Source organism: Nostoc sp. 'Lobaria pulmonaria (5183) cyanobiont', from assembly GCF_002949795.1.
In the GTDB taxonomy this organism is placed as follows: Bacteria; Cyanobacteriota; Cyanobacteriia; order Cyanobacteriales; family Nostocaceae; genus Nostoc.
In genome coordinates, this window is the sequence record NZ_CP026692.1 from 1,654,100 (window position 1) to 1,680,726 (window position 26,627).

Sequence of the window (26,627 nt, forward strand, 5' to 3'; positions counted from 1 at the left end):
AGATTGTTAATTCAACATCCAAATTCTGGATATTAAGTAGAGAGGGCCATCCTACACAAATGCTTTATTGAATGTTTATGGATTTTGGATTATTAATCTAAAATCCAAAATCCAAAATCCAAAATTAATAGTGATTTCCAACTTTGCGATGATGCACAGCAGTTAAAGCATCTGGCTTAGAAACTCGTCCGGCGTAGACGGTGCTATATACTGCCCAATGGTCGCCGCAATCCATTCTACTGACGACTTCGCACTCCATGTAGGCGAGGGCATCGTTGAGAATAGGCGCACCATTTTCGGCTGGCTGGGTTCTCACTCCTTCAAAGCGATCTGCACCAGGGGCGAACCGTTTCAAAAAGTGCTTCATGAGTGGTTGGAAATTGCCTTGTTCTAAGACGTTGAGAACAAAGCGATCGCCTACTTGCATGAGTGATTCAATTGCCCGATCTTTGGCGACTGCAATGGAAAATCCCAAAGGTTTGAAGCTGGCTTGATTTACCCACGAGGCTAGCATGGCACTGGATACATCACCTTTTTTGGCAGTAATAATATACAATCCGCCGCTAAGTCTACCAAGTGCTTTATCTAAGTCAGCACCGAGAGATTTCATCGCTTTGATGCTGCGATCGCGTGTTACCCATTGAGCTAAGTCTGTACCCGCTTCTTCACACAACTTGTAAGTATTTTCTGTGGGCGTTTGTTTAATCCGAATCGCTGGAAAAACTGTTGTCAAACCCAAATTGCGGAATTTACTCACCAACGGATCTATTGGCTCATCATCGCCACCCCCACTTTCAAACACGCCGATGGCTTGCTTCTCTTTAGCAGATCCTAAAACTGTGCTGAGTGCAGATTGGATGCTCGCAGCACCAGAAGCCGGAGGTAGACCAACTATTAGTCCAGCACATCGGCTCACTAGTTCCCGCAGTTCTTGTAAATCGACTTCAGAACCCAAATCGACAATTTCCACGGCAACACCAGTTTTACCGATACCATTGGCAATTGCTTGCGCGAGGCGATCGCTATATCCGTATTCAGAAACGTAAAATATTCCAATTATAGTTTCTGGCTTGGCTTGGGTTTGGCTCCAAGTGCGGTAACGTCCAACTAGTTCCTCAACATTGTGAGATAATAATGGCCCGTGTCCTGTGGCAATCATACCGATGGTTTTCAGTTCCGCCATCCGCTTCAGCGCAGACAAAACTGACCGGGCATTTGGCCCCATCAAGCAATCATAGTAATAATGAAAGTCTTCTTCGATCGCGGCTAAGTCTTCATCAAAGGTGCTATTTGAGCAATAGTGCAGCCCAAAAGCATCGCAGGTGTAGAGAGTTTTGGTTTTGTGGTCAAAGCTGAAAATGGTATCCGGCCAATGTAAATTTGGGGCAATCACGAATTCAAATTCATGACCATTGCCCAAATCTAAGCGATCGCCATTTTTCACAATCCGCCGCTTAAATGGCTGATGTACGAAATCCTCAAGAAACTGAATCGCCACCTTAGAACCGACAACGGTAATTTCTGGAGCTATTTGCAGCAAATCTTTAACTAAACCGCTATGGTCTGGCTCAGTGTGGCTGATAATTAAATAATCAATATCTGTTGGGTTGATTAGTCCGGTGAGCGTATCAAAGTATAGTTGACGAAACTTCTCGTGGGAGGTATCAACTAAGGCAGTCTGCTCCCCACGAATGAGAAACGAGTTATAAGTAGTGCCGTTTTGCAAACCAAACTCAATATCGAAGCGATCGCGATCCCAATCCAAAGAGCGAATAGCCGTCGTCTCTTGAGCGATTTCCACCTGCTGTATGGTGAGCCGTTTTTCAGTTTTTTCGGTGAGCGCTACCATAACTCCCCTCCTTGACAAATTGAGTATTTATTCCTCTGGTTTTATTGTTACACGCCTTGAATGTTAAATTTTATTAAAAAACCTCTGACTGATTTAAAAAAGTTAAAACAGTGAAATCGTATAAGCACCCAGAACAAACAGAGAATGTTTGGCTAGCTTTGGAAATTGGTAATTCTCGGCTGCATTGGGCATTATTTTTAGGCGAGACGCTTTCCTCAGCTTGGGATACCGACTATATACCTGAGTCTGTCATACAACAGATGGCTGAATGTCAAACCCTGGATGATTTACTAGAGAAAATTTTTCCACTCCATCAGAGAACTAAGAAACAAGGAGGATACGCAGACAATTCCTTTCCCACGTCATCGCCTCCCCTCCTCCTCGCCTCCGTAGTTCCCAGCCAAACTGCTATTTGGCAAATTTATCCCAACGTTCGCGTTATTACCTTAGACCAAGTACCACTCAAAGGTATGTATCCCACATTAGGAATTGACCGCGCTTTAGCTTTATGGGGTGCGGGGAAAATGTGGGGTTTTCCAATGTTGGTGATTGATGCTGGGACAGCGCTGACTTTTACAGTTGCGGATGATAATCAGTGTCTGATTGGAGGTGCAATTCTGCCAGGAATAGGTTTGCAATTTGCGGCTCTCGGTGAAAAAACAGGACAATTACCATTAGTAGAAAGGCAAAATATTGCGTCTTTACCACCACGTTTTGCGCTGAATACTACAGAATCAATTCAAAGTGGAGTTATTTACACTTTAATCGCTGGAATCAAAGATTTTATTGAAGCGTGGTGGCAATTATTTCCTAATGGTAAGATTGCGATTAAAGGGGGCGATCGCACTTTATTACTAAATTATCTGCAAGCTTTATATCCTACAATTGCAGTATCTTTAATTGTGGAAACAAATTTAATTTTTTGGGGAATGCGGGAAATAGTAATGGGTGATATAGCAATCCTAAATGAGTTGTGAAAATCGAGAGACTAAGATCCCCGACTTCTCAAAGAAGTCGGGGATCTTATTGTTGGTATCGAGTCAGGAGATAACCCAATACGGTTCGGATAAGGTTTTTTGATGACACGCCCTAGATCGCAAAGACGCGATAAATCGGCATCTTTACAATAATCAGTCCTTTGTAGAGACGGCGATTTATCGCGTCTGTTGCCTTAACCGAACCGTATTGGGAGATAACCAACATTCATTCAGAAACGGAACTTATGTCGAGAATGTCTGGACTTATCCTGTAGGTGCATCAGGATTTCAAAATTACACCGGAACCGCACCTATAGCCGCAGAAAATAATAACCGTGGTTGGTATTCGGGTTGGTTTCCTGTACAAAATGGAGGTCAAAACGCTATTCAATTCTTACGTCCTTAATAGATTATAATCAACAGAGTAAAAGATGAAAAAACTTTTGTTTTTAGGTATTTTGGCGATTGGTATCACAATTCCAACGACATCATTATTAGCCCAAAATTCAGTATATAACCCAGATAACAGTGATCCTCCGGGATTGAGAAGACCTCCTGAATTAAACAAGCCTATTATTCCTGAGCCACCGTCACCAACAACGCCGACAGAATATCTTTACCCAGATAACAGCGCAAAACCCGTTTTGCAGATGATTACAAAAGAACGTGCAATTGGACAATTACGACAAGGTTTGAATCTCAAAAATGCACGGCTTGTAACTTACTCCGATTACATCAAATTTAAAAGTAAACTTGGCGGCGATAGCGTTGAAAACCTTCAAGTACATCCTAATCGTCGTGTCTGGTTAATTGAAATTGACGCACCAAACGGGATTGATGTAGCACAACGAGTCCGTGATGAAAAAACACCACATCCAGAAAAATTTAAAAAATCCAAAATTCTAATGGTAGTAGATGCGGAAACTGGAGATAGACTAAGCATGGATATCGCAGAAAATCAATAACTTAAATTTTGACCTAGCGATTATATTCACCCTGACGTTTATTTAATTAATATAAATAAACGTTTTTTTATGGATATAAGTTTTCTGAACCCGCTTTCCTATAATTACTAATTTCCTTTAATAAACTCCCCAATCTCGATCGCCACAACTCCAGCACAAGATTCTGGTAAGGGTAAACGGGGAGTTTGAGAGTGATCAGAAGGTCAGCAAACAAATAAAGCTTGAATGGCATAAAATTGAAAGAGAAGTTTACCCAGCGTTAAGTTATGTCCGAGACATCACAGCTAGATGTGATTATGCGTCAATTAGATACCTTATCTTTAGTGGAACTGCTAAAAATTAGGACACAAATCGATGCGTTGATTGAAGAAAAATCTTCACTATTATCCAATATTCTGATTTCTGAAAACTATCGTATAGCAACATCTGTTTCTAATGAAACGAGAGATATTAATGAAGTGGCTATGACTAACCGATTCCCTCCCCTAGCATCGAATGTAACCAAGCTAGATAAATATCAAGTTGCTCTACAATTTTCTGAATTGGAAGCCAATGGGGATGATTCCTTAGAACAGGTAATAGAACTGGTTGACGAATGGATGGTTGATGAATCGGGATATGATGAACAAACATACCCACAGATTGAGACAGGCTTGAATCAGAATCGGATGTCAGTGTAAAAACACAGATGAGTAGAGCCGTATTGCTAGACACTCATCCTTTGAGCCAAGTAACGCATCCACAAGTAGACCCAAAAGTCCAACAGTGGTTACAATCGTTAGGGAAAACCGAAACTGTTATACGTGTGCCGGAAATAGCCGATTATGAACTTCGGCGTGAACTATTGAGACAAGGAAAACGAAAAAGTATAGATCGCCTCAACAAACTTAGTCAAATTTGTCTCATACCACTGACTCCCGAAACGATGCGAAAAGCAGCCGAACTATGGGCATGGGTACGAAACCAGGGGAAGCCTACAGCAAGCAATGATAGCTTAGATGGTGATGTAATTCTTGCTGCTCAAGCAATTCTCCAATTGAAGAGTTTTGATCAGGTGATAGTTGTGACAACAAACTTGAAACACATATCACGCTTTGAGAGCGAAGGAATATGTGTATTAGATTGGCAGCAAACTCTGAATGAGCTAGTTTAATTCGTTTAAATTATGGCTTTTTAAGATAGCTTTAATAAACTCTCGAATCTCGATCGCTACAACCCCAGCACAAGATGTCGAGCATTAGTTTACTAAGATTGATTTGGATTCAAGTTGCGATCGCCCATTATCGTGATGCGACAGGGCCGCCATTCCATGTTCTTGGGCACGCAGCTCTTGACCAGAGATTTCTGGCTCTTTAATATAAACTGAACTCAGTAAGATATTCAGGACTCCACCTTCTTCAGCCTGACGCACAGCGCAATGCGTAATCAATTCACCCACATTCAGAATCACATTGTCTTCTGGATCAAGAATGACGCGGGTAACAGGACGACCCAATGCTTGTTCAATTCGTTGCTTCCTCATTGCCCGTGTACTGCGTCTTTGTAGCATTTCTGCCTTTTGTTTCAAGGCTTGCCAGAAAGTATTGAGGTTCTCTTGGGCGACGCTTGCCCCTTGGCGCAGTTGAACTTTAGTTTCTAACCATGTGTCACTTGTAGTAGAACGAACTGCGGTTGCTAGAGCCAGACCAGCAGCGTTGAGTAATTCTGCTTGTTTGCCGTAACTCTGGGCACGAGCAAGGACGGATTCAGTTACAATCTGCCCAGATGCCGCAATAATTAAGCCATCGTCAGCACGGACTGTTTGCAGGACTCTGCGCCCTCTTACCTGCTGGATCGCCTGTGCTGCCAGCCCATTAACGGAGTGACGTAGGTTAGCAGCACTGCTCATCGTTGCGCTCCCAATTCGATTGCTAGTAGATTCTGTTGCTGCTTGCAAATTGCGGCTGATGTTTGCAGTCAGACTGCCACCGGTAGCTCGATAGAGTTCATCAAGGATACCCATACGAGAGGCCGCTTCTGCATCAACTAGCGTGACTTCTTGCCCTTGTAGTAGCAGTACACTACCGTCTGGCGTTAGCACATCTCGTTCAACATGTTTGCCAATCACGTATACTTTTTGCTCGGCAGGGTCAACCAAATTATTTGTCAGGGAGGCAGCTGCATTTCGATTGAGGTCTTGCAGTTTGCCACTAGTAGCATCAGTTGCAGCTTGTAGTTGCTCACCTGCATTCTGGCTTGCTGACTGTAGCCTGCGGTTCACGTTCTCTACTGAGCTTTGTATTTGCTCACCTGCATTCTGGCTTGCTGACTGTAGCCTGCGGTTCACGTTCTCTACTGAGCTTTGTAGTTGCTCACCTGCATTTTGGCTGGCTGACTGTAGCCTGCGGTTAGCCGTTTGAGCCGATTCTTGGAACCTGTCTTCAGTTGCTTGGACTGCTCCCCGGATACCACCGACCTGTTCTTCCATCATTTGAGCAGTTTCTGGAGGCACAAAGGCAACATCGTCACCAATTGTCAGTGCTTCGGGAGCAGGAACGAAAGATCGCCCGGAGTAAGCATCAGCAAATATACCGCCAGAAACTTCGTATCCTTCCACCAGTCCACTATGCTCATCGAAGAACAAATCCACCAGTCCACCCAGGTAAAGTCCCTCAGTGGTCAGAATTCTCGTTCCTCTGAGTACGATATTCTGGTGCAGAATCTCTTTAATTGCAGGAACACGATGTGCCTTAACAATAGATTCTTTTGATTTAACTATGATCGCATCTGACCCGATCGCTTGCACCTCTTGTAGAGGAATAACTTTTGCATCCCCAAAAAGTCCCTTCTCTTCAACCAGGAAACCCAAAAGTTGATTGCGTTTGTGATCAAAAATTAAATCTATAATTCGCTGAATTTTCTGACCCTTGTCAGAGGTGACGACTACTTTATCGATCACATCACTACCTTTACGCATTTCTCTATCCCTCGCAGTTATTATTGATTGGGTTGTCCAGTGACTTGTTCGTTGGTTGGCTGAATTTTTAGCTGAAAATATCGTCCCTCTCTGCCAAAACCAGGAACGATGTCAATAACGCCAAAGTATTCCAAGAATACCCCAAAGATGGCGACAAGGATGATGAAAACGGTGATATTTGCTCCAGTATTAGAGCGTTGTCCTACGAGTCTAGGCATTTTTTCCTCTTATTTATATATTGTTTTTTTATCGCCAAGCTTGTTATAAAAATCAGACAAGGTTGTTTAGATGGGAGCATCCCAATTTTGCCAAAAGATACAGGACTGGTACAAAAGCCCGATAAAAACCTCTTTCCTTTGTGTTCTTTGCGTCCTTTGCGGTTCGTTATTTCATTCTCCGTCTAAGTCAAAATACCGTATGAAAATCAACTTGCACATTTGGGATGCTCCCGTTTAGATAATTATTAATTGGACGTACATATCTATCTACCCACATATACCATCGCTCAGTTGATTCTTCAAAAATAAATAAATTCCCCAAAAAATATGGGCATTTGATTATTTGGATTTCCCTAAGCAATGGTTTGAGCGATTTTAATTAGCACTCATACTGGTGATGGGGCGGCTTAATTTAATGGATACCTCTATACATCCGTACAATGATCAACTAAAAAGCCGAGTTTTACTTGACCACAAGTATTCAAACACACATATATGGCGAAAAAAAGTTTTTCATTCGCCACTATACTGTGGTTAGCTCTAAGTCTGTGATTCTTGTCTGCCTAAAATTTGTTTTTGAAGCAAACGAATTTCTCCGGCTAATTCTTGCCGAGTAGAATCTTTGAGCAAATAGCGGAAAGTAAACCAAACTGTGTAACCCAGTCCAATGAACTGTAAAATTGGAGAAACTAATGGAATATCATTTATTGCGTTCAGTACTGCTAGAAATATTTTCAGTGCCGTAACTGTTATCACAAGCAAAGCAAAGCTGATAATCAGTAGTTTGTATTCTTGGTAGAACCTACCTATGTACTCAGGTAGTTGTGCCAAAAATGTAGAAATCTGTCTACCAATTCTTTGCCATTCTTCTTCAGTTTCTGAGGCAGGCGGTAACATTGGCAAGTTTCCAGCCTCTGAACCAATAAGAGCTTCTATCCGGTTTTGGGAGGCAGCATCAACATATTGCTGTTGCTGTAATTCATTTTCCATAATTCTCTCCTAATTTTCTACAATGAGAACAGTTTTAAAGTTTAGGCTTTGTTGCTATCAACTTTGGCAATAGTTGCTTTAACAACTACATTTTTAACGCCTTTTATTTCCTTAGCTATGAATTTTTGACTCTACATACACAGTGAGTTAAAAAGTTTCATGTCGGCAGTCCACAATGATCACAGCACGGTCTTCACTGTTGTTATCAAAACTCACTATTTGACGAACTCCTCAGTTGTCTTCTGTGGAGGTATCATCAATAATGAAATCCTCAATTTTTCGCCGTTTGAGAATCGCTTCCGCACGCATATTCTCAGTAGGACTGCCTTTTATTATTACTAAGTAATCAGATCAATTGAAGCGATCGCTTAATTTCTGTAGGGCTTCAATAATATTAAGACATTTTCATATTAGTTTTTCATCAATCTCTTGGAGTAAGTTTTTTTTCTCTAGAGTGAGATCAGGACTTCATCTCAAACAATAAGCCCTAAACAAATATCAGGATATTTGATTGAAATGTAAGGTTTTAAGAAATTTAACTAACTGAAAGTTCTGAATATATATGAATGTAGGTAAGTTTTAACCTGACATTTCTGGCTAGAACCTAGTCACAAAAATATTAATAATAGAGGTGTCCTGGTTTATGAAGACTGCCCTCTAGAGTTTTATAGGGCAACGGTTGTGAGCAAGGTTTAAATCCCCACTTTGTTAAATGGCTTATTTCCAGACGGGGTTAAAGCTCTGACTGAAAAGTCCCTAAAACCGGACTTCCTTCTGGAAAATTTTAGTTATAATAGATTTCATCATCAGAGTGAAAAAAGTCAATATATTGAAATAAGACTTCTTTATAATGCAAGTAAAACTAGATGAATTTACTACTTTTTATTAAAGCTCAATATGATTTAACTGAATCTTCGGAAACAAGATTTATCTAAATTGAATGTGCTAAGTTATAAAAAAGAAACAGTACGTTTTAAGGAATAGAATAATGCCACTGCAAAAAATAAGTGAATTTGATACAGATTACCGGGATGCTATTCAAGGTAACGACATCAAAGGAATGGATGTGTATGTTCAGGGAACTGATGAGAAGATTGGCACAGTAAATGATGCTGTAGTCGATGAGCAAGGAGCATTTCGCTATTTAATTGTTGACTTAGGCTTATGGATTTTTGGCAAGAAAGTATTACTACCAGTAGGAAAATCGCGCATTGACTCTAGAGCAAACCGTGTATATGCCGTTGGGATCACAAAAGAGCAAGCGGAAAATTTGCCTGAATATCAAGAACACACAGCGCTTGATTACGACTATGAAGAACGGGTGCGTGGAGGATATCGCACACCGTCTGTAGAAAGTTCAGCTGCGCTAGCATCGACAGATATTCGTACTCCCACTTATGATCGCAACAACTACACATACGCACAGGATGCGGATCTGTATGATGTCAACGCTCATGAAGACCAAACCTTCAAACTTTACGAAGAAAGGCTGGTTGCCAACAAACAACGCCGGAAAACTGGAGAAGTGACAATTGGCAAGCACGTTGAAACCGAAACTGTCAGAGTTTCTGTTCCGGTGGAAAGAGAGCGAGTCGTGATTGAACGAGTTACTCCTCAAGATGCAGGCAAAGTTGTGTCGCCTCAAACAGCTAACTTCGGTGAGGGCGAGGTAGCACGTATAGAACTCTATGAAGAAGTTGCTGATGTCCAGAAAGAAGCTTTTTTACGCGAAGAAGTCAGAGTGCAGAAAGTTGTAGACAAAGAAATCGTTGAAGTTGAAGATACTATTCGACGTGAAGAGTTAGATGTTGATGCTGAGGGTCGTACTATTGAGGAAAAAACTGGTAATAATTTGCCCAAAGACCGTATTTAAGAAGATTGCTTTTAGCCTTCATCACTTGTTAAACAGCACAGAGATTCCAGGCTGAGTCTGGAATCTCTTCAAGCGTTTTCGGCATTTTTGTGATCGAGCAGAACTCTTGAGAGAACATAAACAAAAAAGTATTGGCTGCCTCAACCAATTTAACCAAATTTGTCTTATACGATTGACTCCTGAAACGATGCGAAAAGGAGCCGAATTATGGGTATGGGTGCGAAACTAGGGGAAGCCTACGGCAAGTAATGACAGCTTGGATGGTGATGTAATTCTTGCTACTCAAGCAATTCTCCAATTGAAGAGTTTTGATCAGGTAATAGTTGTGACAACAAACTTGAAACACATATCACGCTTTGAGAGCGAAGGAATATGTGTAGCAGATTGGCAGCAAACTCTCAATGATTTAGCTTAATTGGTTGAGTTCACGGCTTTTGAGATACGTAACCCGCTTTCCTCTAATAGTTCAGGGCTTTTGAGATACGTAACCCGCTTTCCTCTAATCACTGATTTCCTTGAATAAACTCCCGAATCTCAACCGCTACAACTCCAGCACAAGATTCTGGTAAGTCATTTCCGGCATGGGAAATCATTTTCAATTCAACTTTCGGCATTAGTTGAGCATAAACCCGACTCTTGGCTAAAGCATCTGGTGTATCTTGGCCACCTTGTAAAAGCAAAACCGGCACATCTATCATATAAAGCCGCTTTTGTACTAATTCTGCTTCAATTTCTATTTGTCGCCTTTTGAAAAGTAACTGACAACCTATGGGATACGGCAATAGCGCCTGACGCAGATGCAAATCCTGTGCAATTTTTTCATGCCAACCCAGGATTTTAGTGAAGGGAGTTAGCGATCGCAAAAATTTAACTATTAGTGGTGGATAATTCAATAATCGCCGCATCTTCTGGCAATACTCTTCTTGTCCTGCTATCTCTACGCCCTCTGGTGCTAGCAGTACCACACCATCAACTTTTTCTGGATACTTTAAAGCATAGCTAGCAGCAATCCAACCCCCAAGAGAATGCCCCACTAAATATACTTTTTCTAGCTTCACAGCTTGCAAAAATTCAGCTAGACACTCAACTTGTAAATCTATCGAATGGTGGATATTAGGATTTTCTGATTCACCAAACCCTAACAAATCAGGTGCAAAACAATGAAAATCTTGTGCAAGGGATTCCATCACAGATAACCATTGACTGCTCTCATTCCAAGCACCATGTAAAAAAATTATAGGAGTTTTTTCACCGACTTCACGCCAGAATAATAGCCCTTGAGAAAGCTTTCTTCGGGAGTTACGGAATAGTGTATCCATTTTATTTAGTAGTTAACTTTTAGCACCATAATAAATAGTCATTGGTCATTGGTCATTATTAACTAGTTCTGGACAAATTACAAACAGAGAAGTATGAGCCAAGGCTTCCTGACATCATAACTTTGGCAGCAAATGACAAAGGACTAATGACTAATGACTAATGAAAAATATTGTTATGCCAGTGTTGTCAAGCCATTTAAGTAGTCTTGCAACTGCCTAGTATGGTCATGAGACATCTTTCCTGAAGGTAGTAAACTGGGAAAGAAAGCTTGGATTTCCATGACTTCTAACGTGTCTTGAATCTCCATTGTCCCATGCACTTCGGCTTCAACCACAATACAAATTGAATGAATTCTGGGATCGCGGTCTGGTGCCGAGTAAACTCCTACTAAACGGTTAATTTTCACCAATTCTAGCCCGGTTTCCTCCATCAATTCCCGGCGGACTGTATTGGGAATATCTTCTCCCCAATCTACAATCCCTCCAGGCAATGACCAAAGACCATTGTCGCGCCGCCGGATCAGTACAATCCGACCATCGGGTAAAATTGGGATGATACTAGTGCCAGTAATGGGATGACGAAATATTATACCCAATACTGTTTGTCCAATACGCCATAAGCTACGTGTGGACTCTACAGCTGCCGGAAAAAAAGCAATAACGTTCAATCTTCAAAATTTATGTGTTGTATTCTATAGTTCTCTACCACTTACATAGGCTCAACTAATAAAATTTTTGTTGAGTTTTGTTTTATACAAAAATGCTTGTGGGTTGAGATTTTATTCTCACGATTTACGTAGAATATTATCAATTCTAACATCAAGTTTCATGAGAAGCACTATATTTATATATACATAATATTTTTTTAAAAAAGTAAACTTTCAGTTTATAGCTAACATTAGTGCTGCTGAAATTAGCTGTTAATAATAGATTTTTATAACAAATAAAAATAATATGAATAATAAGTCAAAATTCTGAATCATGAATTTATAAGAGGCAATTAAGTAGGGTTTAAAACCTACAATTAATTAAACACCACTAAATAAAAAATTAGACTTTATGCTTAAACTTACCTATGCCTCCCGAATTTTGATGACCGACTCCTGAATTATTTCTTGATAATTTCTTGATAATATTGGTTTGTTTCAAGAACAACAACTAATGAGCTAATTTACAATCATTTGACAGATTGGAATCTCAGAAAAGATATTTTTGCCCTACTGGCGTGGATAATTCAGAATTTATATTGACAAAACCAGGTAAAATGCGGTAGACTAGCACACTGTTTAAAGCATATTTATTGCTGCACTAGGCTAGAAGTATATCAATAACATTGGTAGCTAATATTGCCTAAGTGATGCCTAGTTGCTACTTTTTTGTTGTTTATTAATAGAGGTGAACATGGCCAAGCGCCGTAACCCGAAAAAAGAAAAGGCGCTACGTAACCAGGCGTATGCTAGAAAGTTTCGTAAACGGACTACGACAGGAAGAATGCAGAGAAGGTTCCAACAAAGACCACCGAAGAGTGAAGAAGAAGAAGGCGCAGCAACAGCAGCTGACACTGACTAAGCTGTCTGCTTAAATCCTTGTTATTTAGATTATTTATCTTTTAGGGCGTACAAATGTACGCCTTTATTTATTTTTGGGCATTGGGTTGGGTATGGAAAAGAGAAAAGGTAGATGGGGATACAAGTGACAGACTTGCTCAATAATTAATTCTCCCTTGTCTGGCTCATCTTCTTTACTCCCTACTTCCCCAATATCTCTATTGAGCCATTTGAGTGCGGGCGGCTATGAGTGCTTTGTTTACCTGTACAAAGCCAGTACCACCGTAACTGTTGCGGGCAGCAACAACTTGACGAGGGGATATTGCCTCGTAAATATCTGCTGCAAATGCCGGATGTAGTTGTTGCCACTCTTCTAACTTCAAATCTTTCAGGAGTTTACCTGCGGCAATACTAGTTTTTACCACCTTACCCACAAGGTTGTAAGCTTCCCGGAAAGGAACGCCCCGTGCTGCCAGATAATCTGCTACATCGGTAGCGTTAGAAAAATCCTCCGCTACAGCTGATGCTAACCGCTGAGTACGAAATTCTAAGCCTTCCCTGAGCAAAATTGTCATCGCTTCTAGTGAGGCTTTGACTGTGTTGACGCTATCAAATAGACCTTCTTTATCTTCTTGTAAGTCTTTGTTATATGCCAGAGGTAGCCCTTTCATAATCACCAGCATTGCCTGAAGATGACCAAATACACGCCCCGTTTTCCCCCGCACCAATTCTGGGACATCGGGGTTTTTCTTTTGGGGCATGATACTGGAACCTGTAGCACAGCTATCCTTGAGGGTGACAAAGCGAAATTCTTCAGATGACCAAAGAATGACTTCTTCTGCAAGACGGCTGAGGTGAACCATAATCAAGCTAGCGGCACACAAGAATTCGATCGCAAAATCGCGATCGCTCACTCCATCAAGGCTGTTAGCATAAATATCGTCAAAATCCAATAGTTTGGCTGTGTAGTGGCGGTCAATGGGGAAAGTAGTTCCCGCTAAAGCACCACATCCCAAAGGTGAGATATTGACGCGGCGAGAAACATCTCCTAAGCGTTCCCAATCGCGTTGCGCCATTTGAAAGTATGCCAAGAGGTGGTGAGCTAAACTCACTGGTTGGGCGCGTTGTAGGTGAGTATAGCCAGGAATTAGGGTTTCAACGTGCTTTTGGGCTATATCCAGTAAAACACCTTGAAATTCTCGCAATTCGCTTTTGATTTGCTGAATTTGGTCGCGCAGGTAGAGTCTGGTATCAGTGCCAACTTGGTCATTACGCGATCGCGCCGTATGCAGCTTTTTACCCACATCGCCGACAATTTCCGTTAGTCGGCGTTCAACTGCAAAATGTACGTCTTCAGCATCGATACCAGGCTGAAATTTACCTTGGTGATGCTCTTGGCGAATTTGTTCTAAACCGGCAACAAGTTGCTCTCCTTCTTCTGAGGAGATGATGCCCGTGTGAGCTAGCATTTTGGCATGAGCTTGAGAACCAGTAAGGTCATATTCGATTAATTCAATATCAAAACTTATACTGGCATTAAAACGAGCGATCGCTGGATGCAACGCTGATTCAAACCTCTGGCTCCAAGTTTGTTTTTCGGTCATAAATTATCAAGGAAGGGGCATCAATTTTAGATTTTAGATTTTGGATTGATGATTAATCCAAAATCCAAAATCCAAAATTACTTTAACCGTAGCTAGTTAGATTCCGAATCATATAGCCAATGACTAAACCAATCAACAATGCCCACACTTGACCTGTTTGTATAAAGTGGCTCCAAGCTTTTTGCATCTGACCCATAACGTTTGGATCGGTGATTGTTTGTGCTAGGGCTGTCCAATTTACAGGCAAATGCCAAAGTAAGTGAGATGTCAAATCGCTGTAATTGCTCATCTTTGGTGATTAAGAAGTTAGGGGTGGCAAATTTCAGCATCAGTTTATTATTTACATTAATTACTGATATTTACTGAAATATTTGGATATAACTTCAATGTCTTAACTCAAGATGCAGCCGATGCCAACCGCAATTTCTCGGCAGTCCGCAAAATCTGCCCCGCCAAAACTGCTGCACCAAAACCATTATCGATATTTACTACACCTACTCCCGCAGCACAAGAGTTAAGCATTGTCAATAAAGGTGCTAAACCACCAAAACTTGCGCCATAACCAATGCTGGTGGGTACGGCAATCACGGGACAACTCGCTAAACCTGCAACAACGCTGGGTAAAGCGCCTTCCATCCCCGCCACGACAATCAACACTGATGCTGATTCAATCAGGTGGCGGTTACTCAGCAAACGGTGAATCCCAGCAACGCCAACATCCCAGAGGCGCTGGACGCGAAAACCAGAAAGTTCAGCAGTCACAGCAGCTTCTTCAGCAACGGGTAAATCGGCGGTACCAGCTGAAAGAATGCCAATCTCACCCCAGAATTGTGGTTCTATAGTTGGGGGAGCGATCGCACAAATTCGCGCCGAATCGTAATATCGCAAACCGCTAACTTTTGATTCCAGTGCGGCATAAACTGCTGGTTCAATGCGAGTTGCCATCACCACTGGGTTACGGAGGCGCATCACTTCCATAATTTGAGCAATTTGCTCAGGAGTTTTACCAGGGCCCCAAATCACCTCTGGGAAACCAGTTCTGAGTTGGCGATGATGGTCAATTTTGGCAAACTCACCTACAGATTCGTAAGCTAAGTCTTTGAGTGAATCGAATGCCGTATCTGGTGTAACTTTACCATTGGCAACGGCTTCGAGGAGCGATCGCAAACTTTCATGTTGAGACACTGGTCAGTTGTTTTGATTTTATAAATGTTTCCAAACGTGCCACCAAGGGCAGAGATTTTAATACTTTAAATAAATAGAAAATATCTATCAAAGTATAATCCCCAGTATTCAATTTAAACTCTATTCTGTGACTTCCAGTTCATATTTGTTCCACAGCGTTCCTTTTTGGGAACCAAGTGCAGAGAATTTGACGTTTTGAATGCGATCGCGCACTGCTACCAAAGATAAAGGATTCACTAAATAAATGTAAGGCAAATATTCTTGAGAGAGGCGTTGCGTTTTTGCATAAATCTCTTTGCGCTTTACTTCGTCTAACTCTCGTGCCGCTTGAATGTAAAAACGACCAATTTCCGCCTCCCAATCTGCAACTTGCCAACCAATAAGTGGTTCTTGCCCTGCTTGAAGTTTCTGATTGAAGGTATGTAGTCCACCTTCCGGTAGCCAAACATTAGCCCCGTCATTTGGTTCAATCCCTCCAATAAAGCCTAGCAGATAACATTCCCAATCGAGGGAATTAGAAAGTTTGTCTGTGAGAGTATTGAAAGCAATTGGATTAAAATCAACTTGAATCCCGATTTTACTCAAATCTTGCTTAATTTGCGCTCCCATTAACACACGAGTTTTATTTTCAGCATTCGTTAATAAACTGAAGCGCACACGATTACCATCAGCATCTAGTAACTGTTTATTAGCATTATATTTAAAACCTGCACTTAATAGTAACTTTTTAGCTTTTTCTTGATTATATTCATAAACTTTCAGACCTTTTTCTGGAGAAAAATAGTAAGGACTTTGAATCTCGATTGGCGAATTTTGTAATACACCAATTCCGCGAAAAACGTTATTTAACATTGATTGACGGTCGATCGCATGGGCAACTGCTTGTCTAAAAGCAAGGGTATTAAACCAGCGGGATTTAATTGGGTCAATTACAGACAGTCCATTTTGTCGCCGACCTTTGTTGAGATTAAACGAAATATAAGTATTGCTAAATTCCGCTCCTCCATTGTAAATAGTAAACTTTCCCCGCTTTTCTTCGCGCTTAAGTAGTGAAAAGTTTTCTGGAGAAACAGTAACTGTATCTAATCCTCCAGAGCGAAACTGAAGAATTATTGTATCTGTAGATTCAATAATTTGCCAAATAATGCGTTCAACATAAGGTAACTGATTACCTTGGCTATCTTTGCGCCAGTAATAAGGATTGCGCCGAAATACCACACGCTGACTAGGAGTATAACTTTCTATTTTATAGGCACCGTTGACAATAATTTTACTGGGATCTGTATCGGTTCCCCAAGTAGATAAAAACTTGGGATTCCCTTTAGCATCTTGAGATTTTAAAGATTCAGCTAAAGCATGTTTAGGCAAAATGCCAACTGAATTTGTGGATGCTCCAGCAGTGGTAGAAAGAAACGGAGCAAAAGGTTCAGGTAGAATAAATTCAATCCGGCGATCGCCTATTTTTCTGATTTTAGGAAAAGTACCACTAGAACCAATTTTAAGACTATCTTTCCAATCAGTAGGAATCTGTGAATTAAAAATCACATCCTGATAAGTGAAGATGACATCATCTATGGTAAGTAGTTTGCCATCTGACCATTTCAAGTTTTCTCGTAAAGTAAAAGCAATTCGTTTTTTATCATCAGAAATATCCCATGATTCAGCTAAAGCTGGCTCAAATTTGCCTGTAATCCCGTTGAGAGTCGTTAGTCCTTCAGTCGTGAACAGAAAAACATGAGGATATTCTTGATTAAAAGCGTAGTTAAATGTTTTCGGGTCGCCGATAGTGCTTGTAACCCATTGGGATACTTGTGCCGCCTTACTCTTAAAATTAATTGGGTTGCAACTGATAAGAGCTATCTGACAAATCAAGAATAGACCGAATATTACTAAAACTGCAAACCCACGGCGGCGGCTAGGCAAGAGGGCAAAAATCATAAGACTGAAAGACTAAACTGTTAGCATAATACACCTCGTGTTCAGCCTTGACTGCATAAGGGAAATTGGGGAAGCGGGAGAAAACGTTAAAGGGATTTTTGCCTTTCCTCAATGCCTGATGATCCCAGCTCCCTCAACAGGGAGAACCCCAGCATGGAACTGGCTCCCCCATGCCCATGAAAATTAACTAGCTTCTTTATCTACTACTTTGAGTTCATAAATATTCCAATTGTAACTTCCTATTGCTGAGTATTTTACGTTCTCAATGGTATTACGCACGGCTACTAAAGCCAGGGAATTGAATAGGTGAATAAAAGGCAGATACTCTTGTGAGAGTTGTTGCGTTTCTGCATAGATAGCTTTGCGTTTTGTTTCATCGAACTCTCTAGCCCCTTGGATGTAGAGGTCTTCAATTTTCTGCTCCCAATCAGTAGCTTTCCAACCTAGTGTTGGAGATTGTCCGGCTTGAGCTTTCTGATTAAATACATGAAAGTTACCTTCTACAGACCAGACATTGAAACCATCTTGCGGCTCAATACCACCTGTGATGGCTCCATACCAACATTCCCAATCTAGAGTGTTAGAGATTTTTTCTCCAATAATACTGAAGTCAAGGAATTGTAAATCAACTTTAATGCCTATCTTGCCGAGATCCTGTTGAATTTTCGGTGTAATTGTGGGTCTATTACCAGCAACACCCATCATTGTGAAGCGGACTCGATTGCCATCTGCATCCAACAGCTGACCTTTATCATCGTATTTGAATCCTGCTCCCAGTAAAAGTTGTTTAGCTTTCTCTGGATTGTAATTATATGTTTTTAAACCTTCTTTTGGAGACAAATAATAGGGACTGGGAACAGAAATCGGAGAGTCTTGTGGTTCACCCAATCCCCGCAAAGTGTTGTTGATCATCGTTTGGCGATCAATAGCGTAGGCGACAGCCTGTCTAAAAGCAACGTTGTTAAAAACACGGGACTTAATCGGATCTACAACAGGCTTGCCATTACGACTACCTTTGTTGAGATTGAAAGTTATAAAACTTGTCCCAGAGTCAGGCCCAGCATTTTTAATAGTAAAGTTACCCCGTTTTTCTTGACGCTTGAGCAATTGAAAACTTCCAGGGCCAATTTCTAGTACATCTAACCCTCCAGAACGAAATTGCAGCAAAGCTGTATCAGGTGATTCCACAATTTGCCAAATTACACGCTCAATATATGGCAGTTGTTTTCCTTGTGCATCTTTTTGGCGCCAGTAGTAAGGGTTGCGCCGGAATGTTACGCGTTGATTAGTTGAATAACTCTCGATTGCGTAAGGGCCATTAACAATAATTTTTTTCGGGTCTGTGTCGGTTCCCCAAGTGGACATAAACACAGGCTTACCGTCAGAGTTTTTAGCTTCCGCTGCTGCACGCAAGGCGTGTTCTGGTAGAATTCCTACCCCTGCTGCAATCGATCGCAAGAAAGGAGCAAACGGTTCTGGCAGAATAAATTCTACTCGGCGATCATCGACTTTGCGGACTTTGAGAAAAGTTTTACGGCTGCCAATTTTGAGAGCATCTTGGATATAAGTGGGAATGCGCTTGTTCATGTAGATGTCATTGAAAGAGAAAACGACATCATTAGCTGTTAATGGCTTACCATCCGACCACTTCAATCCTTCTCGCAACGTAAAGACAAACCGCAGTTTGTCTGGGGAAAGTTCCCAAGATTCAGCCAAAGCTGGCTCAATTTCCTTAGTTATTCCATTTTGAGTGGCTAATGCCTCATAAGTGAAACCAGAAATATTGGGAGATTCTTGAATGAGGGCGTAGTTAAAAGTCTTCGGGTCGGCTGTAGTAGAAATCACCAACTGGGGAACTTGTGCAGCCGCAGTTTTAAAGTTAGATGGATTGCAGGCGGTAAGTGTAAGTGCTGTTGCAAAGGTTAGAATTATTGGTAAACAAAAACGCTTAATTGTGTTAAAAATTGGAGGATATTTCATAATTTTTCTTGTTTCAAAAGCAAGACAACAGCATAAGCACAGATGCCTTCTTCACGTCCAACAGGACCTAATTTTTCGTTAGTGGTAGCTTTGATGCCAATTTGATTTGGTTCTAATTCTAAAACAGCTGCTAGTTTGTCGCGCATGTTGTGAATATGCGGTTTTAATTTTGGACGTTCTGCTACTACCACCGAGTCAATATTTCCCACCTGCCAGCCTTGATCCCGAATCAGTTGATGTACTTGAGTTAATAGTACTAAACTATCTGCTCCCGCCCATTTAGGGTCGCTAGGGGGAAAATAATGACCAATATCCCCTAAAGATAATGCCCCAAGCATGGCATCCATAATCGCGTGTGTTAACACATCAGCGTCACTGTGCCCTAATAAACCCAGTTCATGGGGAATTTGAATTCCACCTAAAATCAAAGCGCGATCGCTCACCAGCTGGTGAATATCGTAGCCATTACCAATACGAATTTTAGTCATTTGTCATTTGTCATTTGTCAGGAGTTAGAAATTATTATTCTCTCCCTGCGACCCTGCTCCCTTGCTCCCCTGCTCCCCCTGCTTCAATTTCTCCAAGAGATCGGGGCGGCGATCGCGGGTTTTTTCAATTTGTTGTTCGTAACGCCACCGGGCGATCGCTGCATGATTCCCACTGAGCAAGACATCAGGCACTTTCAAGCCGCGAAAATTGGCAGGACGAGTATATTGGGGATAGTCCAATAACCCTTCCTCAAAACTTTCTGCTGTGAGGGATTCAGTTTTGGCTACGGTTCCTGGTATTAGCCGCACTACACCATTAATCAAAGCCATTGCTGGAATTTCCCCACCAGTCAGAATAAAATCGCCCAAGGATACTTCACGAGTTACCAAATGTAGCACTCTCTCATCCACTCCTTCGTAATGCCCACAAATAACTACTAACTGGTCATAATTTGTCACCAATTCTTTCAAAAGAGGTTGATTAATTGCTTGACCCTGTGGACTCATCAAAATTACCTCTCTTCGGGGCAGAATCGGCAGCGACTCTACAGCGGTAAAAATAGGTTCTGGCTTCATTAGCATCCCAACACCGCCGCCGTAAGGTTCATCATCTACTTTTCGGTGCTTGTCAGTGGTAAAGTCCCGTGGATTAATCAGATGCACTTCGGCAATCTGTTTGGCTAAGGCTTTACCTAGCAGCCCAGAATTGAGAACAGAGTTAAAACAGTCAGGAAAAAGCGTAACTATATCAAAGCGCACAGTTATTCGTATTCGAGGATACTAATCTTAAATTTGAATGTCTAGCAAACACCAGCAAGCCAAGGTCGGGTTAAACTCCAGTTAAACTTTTATCAATAGTATCTAAAACTACCAGACCTCCTGGATTTTAGATAGGATCAAAAGTTTTTCTAATTACTTAATTTATGTTTAAATGTTGTCACAACTACATTTAAATTAATAATCATATCAAGTTAACAACTTCCAGGATGCATCGAGCCAGCCTCAGAAAAAAGCGTAGTCTTAACTGCTCGTCCCCAACTCTAAAAGGGGAATCTAGCTACCTAAAGACTATTTTGCCCTGCTGCAAGTGGACAGGTGAAAAACAAGGCGCTGGCGAGAGAGGAATGGGAACAAACACGTTTAGACTGAGGCAACGCGAGCGTTAAGCAAGAATTTGGAGAGTTGCTTTCCCTAGTTCCAAACTTCCAAAAAGTGTCCTCTTAAAAGTTGCAAAGCGCAAAAATTATCAGGCAACTGAACCTTGTTAAATTCACCTGAAGTTGTTGACAGGAGAACCAAAATGCCGCAATTACAAGCTAAATCGCTAGAAATGAGGACACCCCAAGCAACTAAAACCGCCGTTCTGGTTATCGGAGGTGCAGAAGATAAAGTTCATGGGCGCGAAATCCTACGAACTTTTTTTGGACGTGCCGGTGCTAGTAAGGCTTATATTACAATTATTCCATCTGCCTCTCGCGAACCTGCCATCATCGGTGGTCGGTATATTCGCATTTTTGAAGAAATGGGTGCCCAGAAGGTAGAGATTTTAGACATCCGCGAACGAGAACAGTGTGAAGCCTCCCAGATCAAAGCATCCTTAGAAGCCTGTAGTGGGGTATTTTTGACAGGAGGAGACCAACTGCGTCTTTGTGGGGTATTGGCAGATACGCCAGCAATGGAAATTATTCGCCAGCGGGTGAGGGCGGGGCAACTTACGTTAGCAGGCACTAGTGCAGGAGCGGCGGTGATGGGGCATCACATGATTGCTGGCGGCGGTAGTGGAGAGGCGCCCAATCGTTCCCTAGTCGATATGGCAACGGGTTTGGGATTTATTCCGGAAGTAATCGTTGACCAACACTTTCACAACCGTAATCGCATGGGGCGACTGATTAGTGCGATCGCAGCTCATCCCGATCGCTTAGGTATTGGCATTGACGAAGATACTTGTGCAGTGTTTGAACGTGATGGTTGGCTACAAGTTATGGGTAAAGGTAGTGTCACCATTGTTGATCCCACCGAGCTGACCCATACCAACGAACCCCATGTCGGTGCTAATGAACCGTTAACCGTGCATAATTTACGTCTCCATATCCTCAGCTACGGCGATCGCTTCCACTTGTACCAGCGGACTGTATTACCTGCTGTACACCGAATCTCCAGCTGACGGGATAGAGTATCTGAGGTTACACTGAGTTGACCGCACGTTTATTATTTCTTACCGTAGAAAAATGATAAGAATACCATGTAAAAAGAAAAAACTGTTTTTAACGAACAGTTTAGCGGTCAATTCCAGTAAGAAACTAGAATTTTGGTTCCGAATCTCCATCTACCTATTCCCATGAGAATTCTCAAGATCCAGACATTACGCGGCCCAAACTATTGGAGCATTCGACGCCACAAACTGATCGTCATGCGCCTCGATTTAGAAAACCTTGGCGAGACGCCCTCGAATGAAATCCCTGGCTTTTATGAAGGATTAGTTGAGGCGCTGCCAAGTCTGGAGGGCCACTATTGTTCGCCTGGCTGTCGTGGTGGTTTTCTGATGCGAGTCAAAGAAGGCACTATGATCGGCCACATAGTGGAACACGTAGCTTTAGAACTCCAAGAATTAGCTGGGATGCATGTCGGCTTTGGTCGCACCCGCGAAACTGCCACACCCGGAATTTACCAAGTAGTGATCGAGTACCTGAATGAGGAAGCGGGACGCTACGCTGGACGAGCCGCAGTACGGCTGTGCCAGAGTATCGTTGATCGAGGCCGTTATCCTAAGGCAGAACTAGAGCAAGATATCCAAGACCTGAAAGACTTTTCCCGTGATGCTTCCTTAGGCCCTTCCACAGAAGCGATCGTCAAAGAAGCAGAAAAAAGAGGTATTCCCTGGATGTCTCTGGAAGCCCGCTTTTTAATTCAGCTAGGCTATGGCGTGAATCAGAAGCGAATGCAGGCGACAATGACGGACAACACTAGCATTCTGGGCGTAGAACTAGCTTGCGATAAAGAAGCCACTAAACGCATCCTCGCTGCTGCTGGTGCGCCAGTACCCAGAGGTACAGTAATCAACTTCTTAGACGATTTGGAACAAGCCATTGAATTCGTTGGCGGTTATCCTATCGTCACCAAGCCAGTGGATGGCAATCATGGACGCGGGATCACCATTGATATTAGAACTTGGGAAGAAGCTGAAGCCGGATACGAAGCTGCCAGACAAGTTTCCCGGTCAATTATTGTCGAACGGTATTATGTTGGACGCGACCACAGGGTACTGGTGGTAAATGGCAAAGTAGTAGCAGTAGCTGAACGTGTCCCGGCTCATGTCATCGGCAACGGCAGATCCACCATCTCCGAACTAATTGAAGAAACCAACCTTGACCCAAATCGCGGTGAAGGACATGATAACGTCCTGACCAAGATTGAACTAGACCGCACCAGCTACCAACTCCTAGAAAGGCAAGGCTACACGCTCAACAGTGTGCCACCAAAAGGAACCCTTTGTTATCTCAGAGCAACAGCCAACTTGAGTACAGGTGGTAGTGCCGTAGACCGTACCGATGAAATTCACCCAGAAAATCTTTGGTTGGCACAACGAGTAGTCAAGATTATCGGTTTGGATATCGCCGGACTCGATATCGTCACCTCGGATATTAGCCGTCCTCTGCGGGAAGTGGATGGCGTGATTGTCGAAGTTAACGCCGCTCCCGGTTTTCGGATGCACGTTGCCCCAAGCGTAGGTATTCCCCGTAACGTCGCTGGCGCAGTGATGGATATGCTGTTTACTAACGAGCAATCTAGCCAAATTCCCATCCTCAGCATCACGGGTACTAATGGCAAAACCACCACTACTCGACTACTAGCACATATTTATAAACAAACTGGCAAAGTAGTAGGTTATACTACTACGGATGGGACATATATCGGTGATTACTTAGTAGAAGCTGGCGATAATACAGGTCCCCAAAGTGCCCACGTCATCCTCCAAGATCCGACAGTAGAAGTAGCAGTACTGGAAACGGCTCGCGGTGGCATTCTCCGCTCTGGATTGGGCTTTGAAGCCGCAAATGTAGGGTTAGTATTGAATGTAGCCGCCGACCACTTAGGAATAGGCGATATAGATACCATTGAGCAGTTAGCTAACCTCAAAAGTGTAGTAGCGGAAGCTGTATTCCCTGATGGCTATGTGGTACTCAATGCCGACGATCGCCGTGTCGCCGCTATGTCAGAAAAAACTAAGGCTAATATTGCTTACTTCACCATGATCCCCGATTCGGAATTAGTGCGGAAGCACATCCAAAAGGGCGGAGTAGCGGCAGTATATGAAAATGGCTATTTGTCAATTGTTAAAGGTGATTGGACACATCGCATAGAAAGAGCCGAAAATATACCTTTAACAATGGGCGGACGTGCGCCGTTTATGATTGCCAACGCTTTAGCAGCAAGTTTGGCAGCGTTTGTGCAAAACGTCACAATTGAGCAGATTCGTGCTGGTTTGAAGACCTTCCGGGCTTCAGTTAGCCAAACACCGGGACGAATGAATCTATTTAATTTAGGCAACTACCACGCTTTGGTGGACTATGCCCACAACGCAGCCAGTTACGAAGCTGTAGGTTCTTTTGTGCGGAACTGGACTACGGGACAACGGATTGGCGTAATTGGTGGCCCAGGCGATCGCCGCGACGAAGATTTTGTTACTTTGGGTAAATTAGCAGCACAAATTTTTGATTACATCATCATCAAAGAAGACGATGATACACGGGGACGCTCACGTGGTTCAGCTGCCCGGTTGATTATTCAAGGTATCACGGAAGTTAAGCCTGATAGCCGCTATGAATCAATTCTGGATGAAACCCAAGCGATCAATAAAGGCTTAGATATGGCTCCTGATAACAGCCTAGTGGTAATTTTGCCAGAAAGCGTTACTCGCGCAATTAAGTTAATTAAGCTGCGTGGTCTAGCAAAGGAAGAGACACACCAACAAAATCCCGGCACAACTGTCATCGATTCCCAAAATGGAATCATACCTTCTTCTGTTGTTAATACCTTGCTGTAGTCAGGAATCAGGAGGAAGCACCGCGTTGGCTTCTCCTGACTCCTTTAATTACTGTTTTTCTTCTTCCTGATTGGTTTCCTCGCTGGGAGTTTTCATTTCCTCCTTAAAACCTCGTAGGGTTTTGCCCAGTGCAGTCCCCAGTTCGGGAATTTTTTTTGGGCCGAAAATTAGAATAGCGACTATGCTAATTACAGCTATTTCTGGCCATCCCAGTCCAAACATATAAATTTCCTCTAAGGCATCTGTAATTAAATATAGACATTGATGGCTCAAATCCGATGAGTTCGCCACTGATAAGCACTCTACATCTTGTAAAACAGCGTATAAATAGAACTAAAATTCTCAAGTATTGTTCATAAGTAAACCTTTTTAATTGATTAGACTCCATTCTGCAATTTCCTTAAAACATCTGATGTTGGAGCGCCTTCTTTAAAACAGTCCTAACTGTACTGACTGGTTATTATCAGCATTTTCTATTGCTATTGATGCTAAATCTGCTGGAGGTTCAACAACCAAAGGAGCATTTTCTTCAAATCTCAGTTTTGAGCTTTTGATGTAGTTTTCATCAATCTCAAAAGCCAACCAGCGTCTTTGTAAAGTTTCTGCAACTCGACCTGTCATATTAGAACCAGCAAAAGGTTCTAAAACAATATCACCTGGTTCTGTGCATAGGTTAATGACAAACTCTGGTAAAGCTTGAGGGAATCTTGCTGGATGTGGCTTAAAACCTTCTTGTTTGCAACGCCTTTGGTAATAATCGTTGGAAGCAGTATTCGAGGCAGAAATTACATTTACGGGCTGGACTAAATCTTCAAATAAAGTTTCTTGTATAAGAATCTGTTGCCCTATTTCTTCTTTTTCTGTACTACAACGTCCATCAATAATATTCGGGGGGATAGCTCCTCCCCTGTCCTTCCCAAATTTATTGGAAATATCATGGCCTGATGGTCTAATTTTGGGTTTATACCCATTCTTTAGAAGGTTTTTCATCGCATCACTATAAGGCTTTAAAACCCTTCTATTATTAGCTTTAGGATGCGGTTCTTTTGACAGCCACCAAATTGTATTTACTGAATCTTTAACTCTTTCCCTGCGAACTGTTACCCATTCGGCAGGGGTGGGTAGTTTTGCTGGGTTATACCAATACAATTCTTGTGCCAGATAAAATCCAAGTCCGCCTTTTTCTTTTGCTTTGCACAAAGCAACAACTAGTTCAAAATTATAAAGAGAACGAACTGGCATTCCCTTAATCCAACTGCCACCTATATCAATAACTAGTGATCCTGTAGGTTTAAGAATACGGTAAAACTGGGCTGCATAATCTTTAAACCATTCAACATATTCATCGGCATCAACGTTTCCGTATTCTTTTTTACGAACCAATGCAAATGGTGGAGAGGTACAAATTAAATCGATACTTTCGTCGAGAATACCTGCCATTAATTCTAGGCTGTTTCCTAAATAAGCAGCACCAAATTTTGTTTCGTAGTAAGGGTTACAATTAAGTCTCATCTAAACTTTGTTAGTACACTTGTACGTATGAACACAGTATCATCCTTAAAAGCATAAGTTATCCAACTGTTAGCTATTTTTTTTGATCAATTTGCTGGTTGAATAGGACAATATGCTAAGTATCTGCACCAATATTCAGTACATAAGTTCTGTGTTAAGTATGGTCTAAGCCAAATTGGACA

23 protein-coding genes are annotated in these 26,627 nt (G+C 42.0%); 8 read left to right on the forward strand and 15 right to left on the reverse strand.

Annotation, left to right across the window (positions count from 1 at the left end; all coding sequences use genetic code 11):
• Nucleotides 1-124 precede the first annotated feature (124 nt).
• Nucleotides 125-1,849, reverse strand: a complete 1,725-nt coding sequence (locus NLP_RS07085) for a diflavin flavoprotein (protein ID WP_104905779.1) — start codon at nucleotides 1,847-1,849, stop codon at nucleotides 125-127.
• A gap of 110 nt (nucleotides 1,850-1,959) precedes the next feature.
• On the opposite strand from NLP_RS07085, the gene NLP_RS07090 reads away from it, so the two are divergent.
• From NLP_RS07090 to NLP_RS07105, 5 genes are all read left to right on the forward strand, one after another.
• Entirely contained in the window at nucleotides 1,960-2,826 is an 867-nt protein-coding gene (locus NLP_RS07090; RefSeq protein ID WP_104905780.1) for a pantothenate kinase, read from the forward strand.
• Nucleotides 2,827-3,034: 208 nt separating this feature from the next.
• The gene (locus tag NLP_RS32905) at nucleotides 3,035-3,232 is read left to right on the forward strand and encodes a hypothetical protein (protein ID WP_158680312.1); all 198 of its coding nucleotides are present in this window, start codon (nucleotides 3,035-3,037) and stop codon (nucleotides 3,230-3,232) included.
• 25 nt (nucleotides 3,233-3,257) lie between these two features.
• Nucleotides 3,258-3,791, forward strand: a complete 534-nt coding sequence (locus tag NLP_RS07095; RefSeq protein ID WP_104905781.1) for a hypothetical protein — start codon at nucleotides 3,258-3,260, stop codon at nucleotides 3,789-3,791.
• A gap of 266 nt (nucleotides 3,792-4,057) precedes the next feature.
• Nucleotides 4,058-4,471, forward strand: a complete 414-nt coding sequence (locus tag NLP_RS07100) for a hypothetical protein (RefSeq protein ID WP_104905782.1) — start codon at nucleotides 4,058-4,060, stop codon at nucleotides 4,469-4,471.
• A gap of 8 nt (nucleotides 4,472-4,479) precedes the next feature.
• Nucleotides 4,480-4,944, forward strand: a complete 465-nt coding sequence (locus NLP_RS07105) for a type II toxin-antitoxin system VapC family toxin (RefSeq protein WP_104905783.1) — start codon at nucleotides 4,480-4,482, stop codon at nucleotides 4,942-4,944.
• Between the two features lie 84 nt (nucleotides 4,945-5,028).
• Here the strand turns inward: NLP_RS07105 and NLP_RS07110 are convergent, their stop codons facing one another.
• The 3 genes from NLP_RS07110 to NLP_RS07120 form a co-directional block, all read right to left on the reverse strand.
• Nucleotides 5,029-6,747: a PRC-barrel domain-containing protein gene (locus tag NLP_RS07110; RefSeq protein ID WP_104905784.1), complete on the reverse strand. Its 1,719-nt coding sequence runs from the start codon at nucleotides 6,745-6,747 to the stop codon at nucleotides 5,029-5,031.
• A gap of 20 nt (nucleotides 6,748-6,767) precedes the next feature.
• Nucleotides 6,768-6,965 (reverse strand): hypothetical protein, encoded by a 198-nt coding sequence (locus NLP_RS07115; RefSeq protein ID WP_104905785.1) that lies wholly within the window; start codon nucleotides 6,963-6,965, stop codon nucleotides 6,768-6,770.
• 540 nt (nucleotides 6,966-7,505) lie between these two features.
• A complete protein-coding gene (locus NLP_RS07120; protein WP_104905786.1) occupies nucleotides 7,506-7,955 on the reverse strand; it encodes a CAAD domain-containing protein in 450 nt (149 codons plus the stop codon).
• A gap of 988 nt (nucleotides 7,956-8,943) precedes the next feature.
• On the opposite strand from NLP_RS07120, the gene NLP_RS07125 reads away from it, so the two are divergent.
• Nucleotides 8,944-9,828 (forward strand): DUF2382 domain-containing protein, encoded by an 885-nt coding sequence (locus tag NLP_RS07125; RefSeq protein WP_104905787.1) that lies wholly within the window; start codon nucleotides 8,944-8,946, stop codon nucleotides 9,826-9,828.
• Between the two features lie 503 nt (nucleotides 9,829-10,331).
• Here the strand turns inward: NLP_RS07125 and NLP_RS07135 are convergent.
• The 9 genes from NLP_RS07135 to trmD form a co-directional block, all read right to left on the reverse strand.
• On the reverse strand, nucleotides 10,332-11,147 hold the full coding sequence (locus NLP_RS07135) for an alpha/beta fold hydrolase (protein ID WP_104905788.1): 816 nt from the start codon (nucleotides 11,145-11,147) through the stop codon (nucleotides 10,332-10,334).
• A gap of 173 nt (nucleotides 11,148-11,320) precedes the next feature.
• On the reverse strand, nucleotides 11,321-11,815 hold the full coding sequence (locus NLP_RS07140) for an NUDIX hydrolase (RefSeq protein ID WP_104905789.1): 495 nt from the start codon (nucleotides 11,813-11,815) through the stop codon (nucleotides 11,321-11,323).
• Nucleotides 11,816-12,912: 1,097 nt separating this feature from the next.
• Entirely contained in the window at nucleotides 12,913-14,298 is a 1,386-nt protein-coding gene (gene argH, locus NLP_RS07145) for an argininosuccinate lyase (protein ID WP_104905790.1), read from the reverse strand.
• Nucleotides 14,299-14,380: 82 nt separating this feature from the next.
• Nucleotides 14,381-14,587, reverse strand: a complete 207-nt coding sequence (locus NLP_RS07150; RefSeq protein ID WP_104905791.1) for a hypothetical protein — start codon at nucleotides 14,585-14,587, stop codon at nucleotides 14,381-14,383.
• A 107-nt stretch (nucleotides 14,588-14,694) separates the two neighbouring features.
• Nucleotides 14,695-15,483 (reverse strand): nickel pincer cofactor biosynthesis protein LarB, encoded by a 789-nt coding sequence (larB, locus tag NLP_RS07155; RefSeq protein ID WP_104905792.1) that lies wholly within the window; start codon nucleotides 15,481-15,483, stop codon nucleotides 14,695-14,697.
• Nucleotides 15,484-15,603: 120 nt separating this feature from the next.
• Entirely contained in the window at nucleotides 15,604-17,421 is a 1,818-nt protein-coding gene (locus NLP_RS07160; RefSeq protein ID WP_104905793.1) for an ABC transporter substrate-binding protein, read from the reverse strand.
• Between the two features lie 183 nt (nucleotides 17,422-17,604).
• Complete coding sequence (locus tag NLP_RS07165; RefSeq protein WP_104905794.1) at nucleotides 17,605-19,401, reverse strand: ABC transporter substrate-binding protein; 1,797 nt, start codon at nucleotides 19,399-19,401, stop codon at nucleotides 17,605-17,607.
• Nucleotides 19,398-19,889 carry a 2-C-methyl-D-erythritol 2,4-cyclodiphosphate synthase gene (gene ispF, locus NLP_RS07170; RefSeq protein ID WP_104905795.1) on the reverse strand — a complete coding sequence of 164 codons (492 nt, stop codon included), beginning with the start codon at nucleotides 19,887-19,889 and terminating at the stop codon, nucleotides 19,398-19,400. The genes NLP_RS07165 and ispF overlap by 4 nt, the downstream gene beginning before the upstream one ends.
• 24 nt (nucleotides 19,890-19,913) lie before the next feature.
• Nucleotides 19,914-20,648, reverse strand: a complete 735-nt coding sequence (gene trmD / locus NLP_RS07175) for a tRNA (guanosine(37)-N1)-methyltransferase TrmD (RefSeq protein WP_104905796.1) — start codon at nucleotides 20,646-20,648, stop codon at nucleotides 19,914-19,916.
• 541 nt (nucleotides 20,649-21,189) lie between these two features.
• Between trmD and NLP_RS07180 the strand changes: the two genes are divergently transcribed.
• Both NLP_RS07180 and cphA read left to right on the forward strand, forming a co-directional pair.
• Nucleotides 21,190-22,053 carry a cyanophycinase gene (locus tag NLP_RS07180; RefSeq protein WP_104905797.1) on the forward strand — a complete coding sequence of 288 codons (864 nt, stop codon included), beginning with the start codon at nucleotides 21,190-21,192 and terminating at the stop codon, nucleotides 22,051-22,053.
• Nucleotides 22,054-22,227: 174 nt separating this feature from the next.
• Nucleotides 22,228-24,933, forward strand: coding sequence for a cyanophycin synthetase (gene cphA / locus NLP_RS07185; protein WP_104905798.1), 2,706 nt, complete (start codon nucleotides 22,228-22,230; stop codon nucleotides 24,931-24,933).
• Between the two features lie 48 nt (nucleotides 24,934-24,981).
• On the opposite strand, the gene tatA is transcribed toward cphA, so the two are convergent.
• Together tatA and NLP_RS07195 are read right to left on the reverse strand one after the other, a co-directional pair.
• Nucleotides 24,982-25,155: a twin-arginine translocase TatA/TatE family subunit gene (gene tatA, locus NLP_RS07190; protein WP_094348761.1), complete on the reverse strand. Its 174-nt coding sequence runs from the start codon at nucleotides 25,153-25,155 to the stop codon at nucleotides 24,982-24,984.
• A 207-nt stretch (nucleotides 25,156-25,362) separates the two neighbouring features.
• Entirely contained in the window at nucleotides 25,363-26,445 is a 1,083-nt protein-coding gene (locus NLP_RS07195) for a DNA-methyltransferase (RefSeq protein ID WP_104905799.1), read from the reverse strand.
• Nucleotides 26,446-26,627 lie beyond the last annotated feature (182 nt).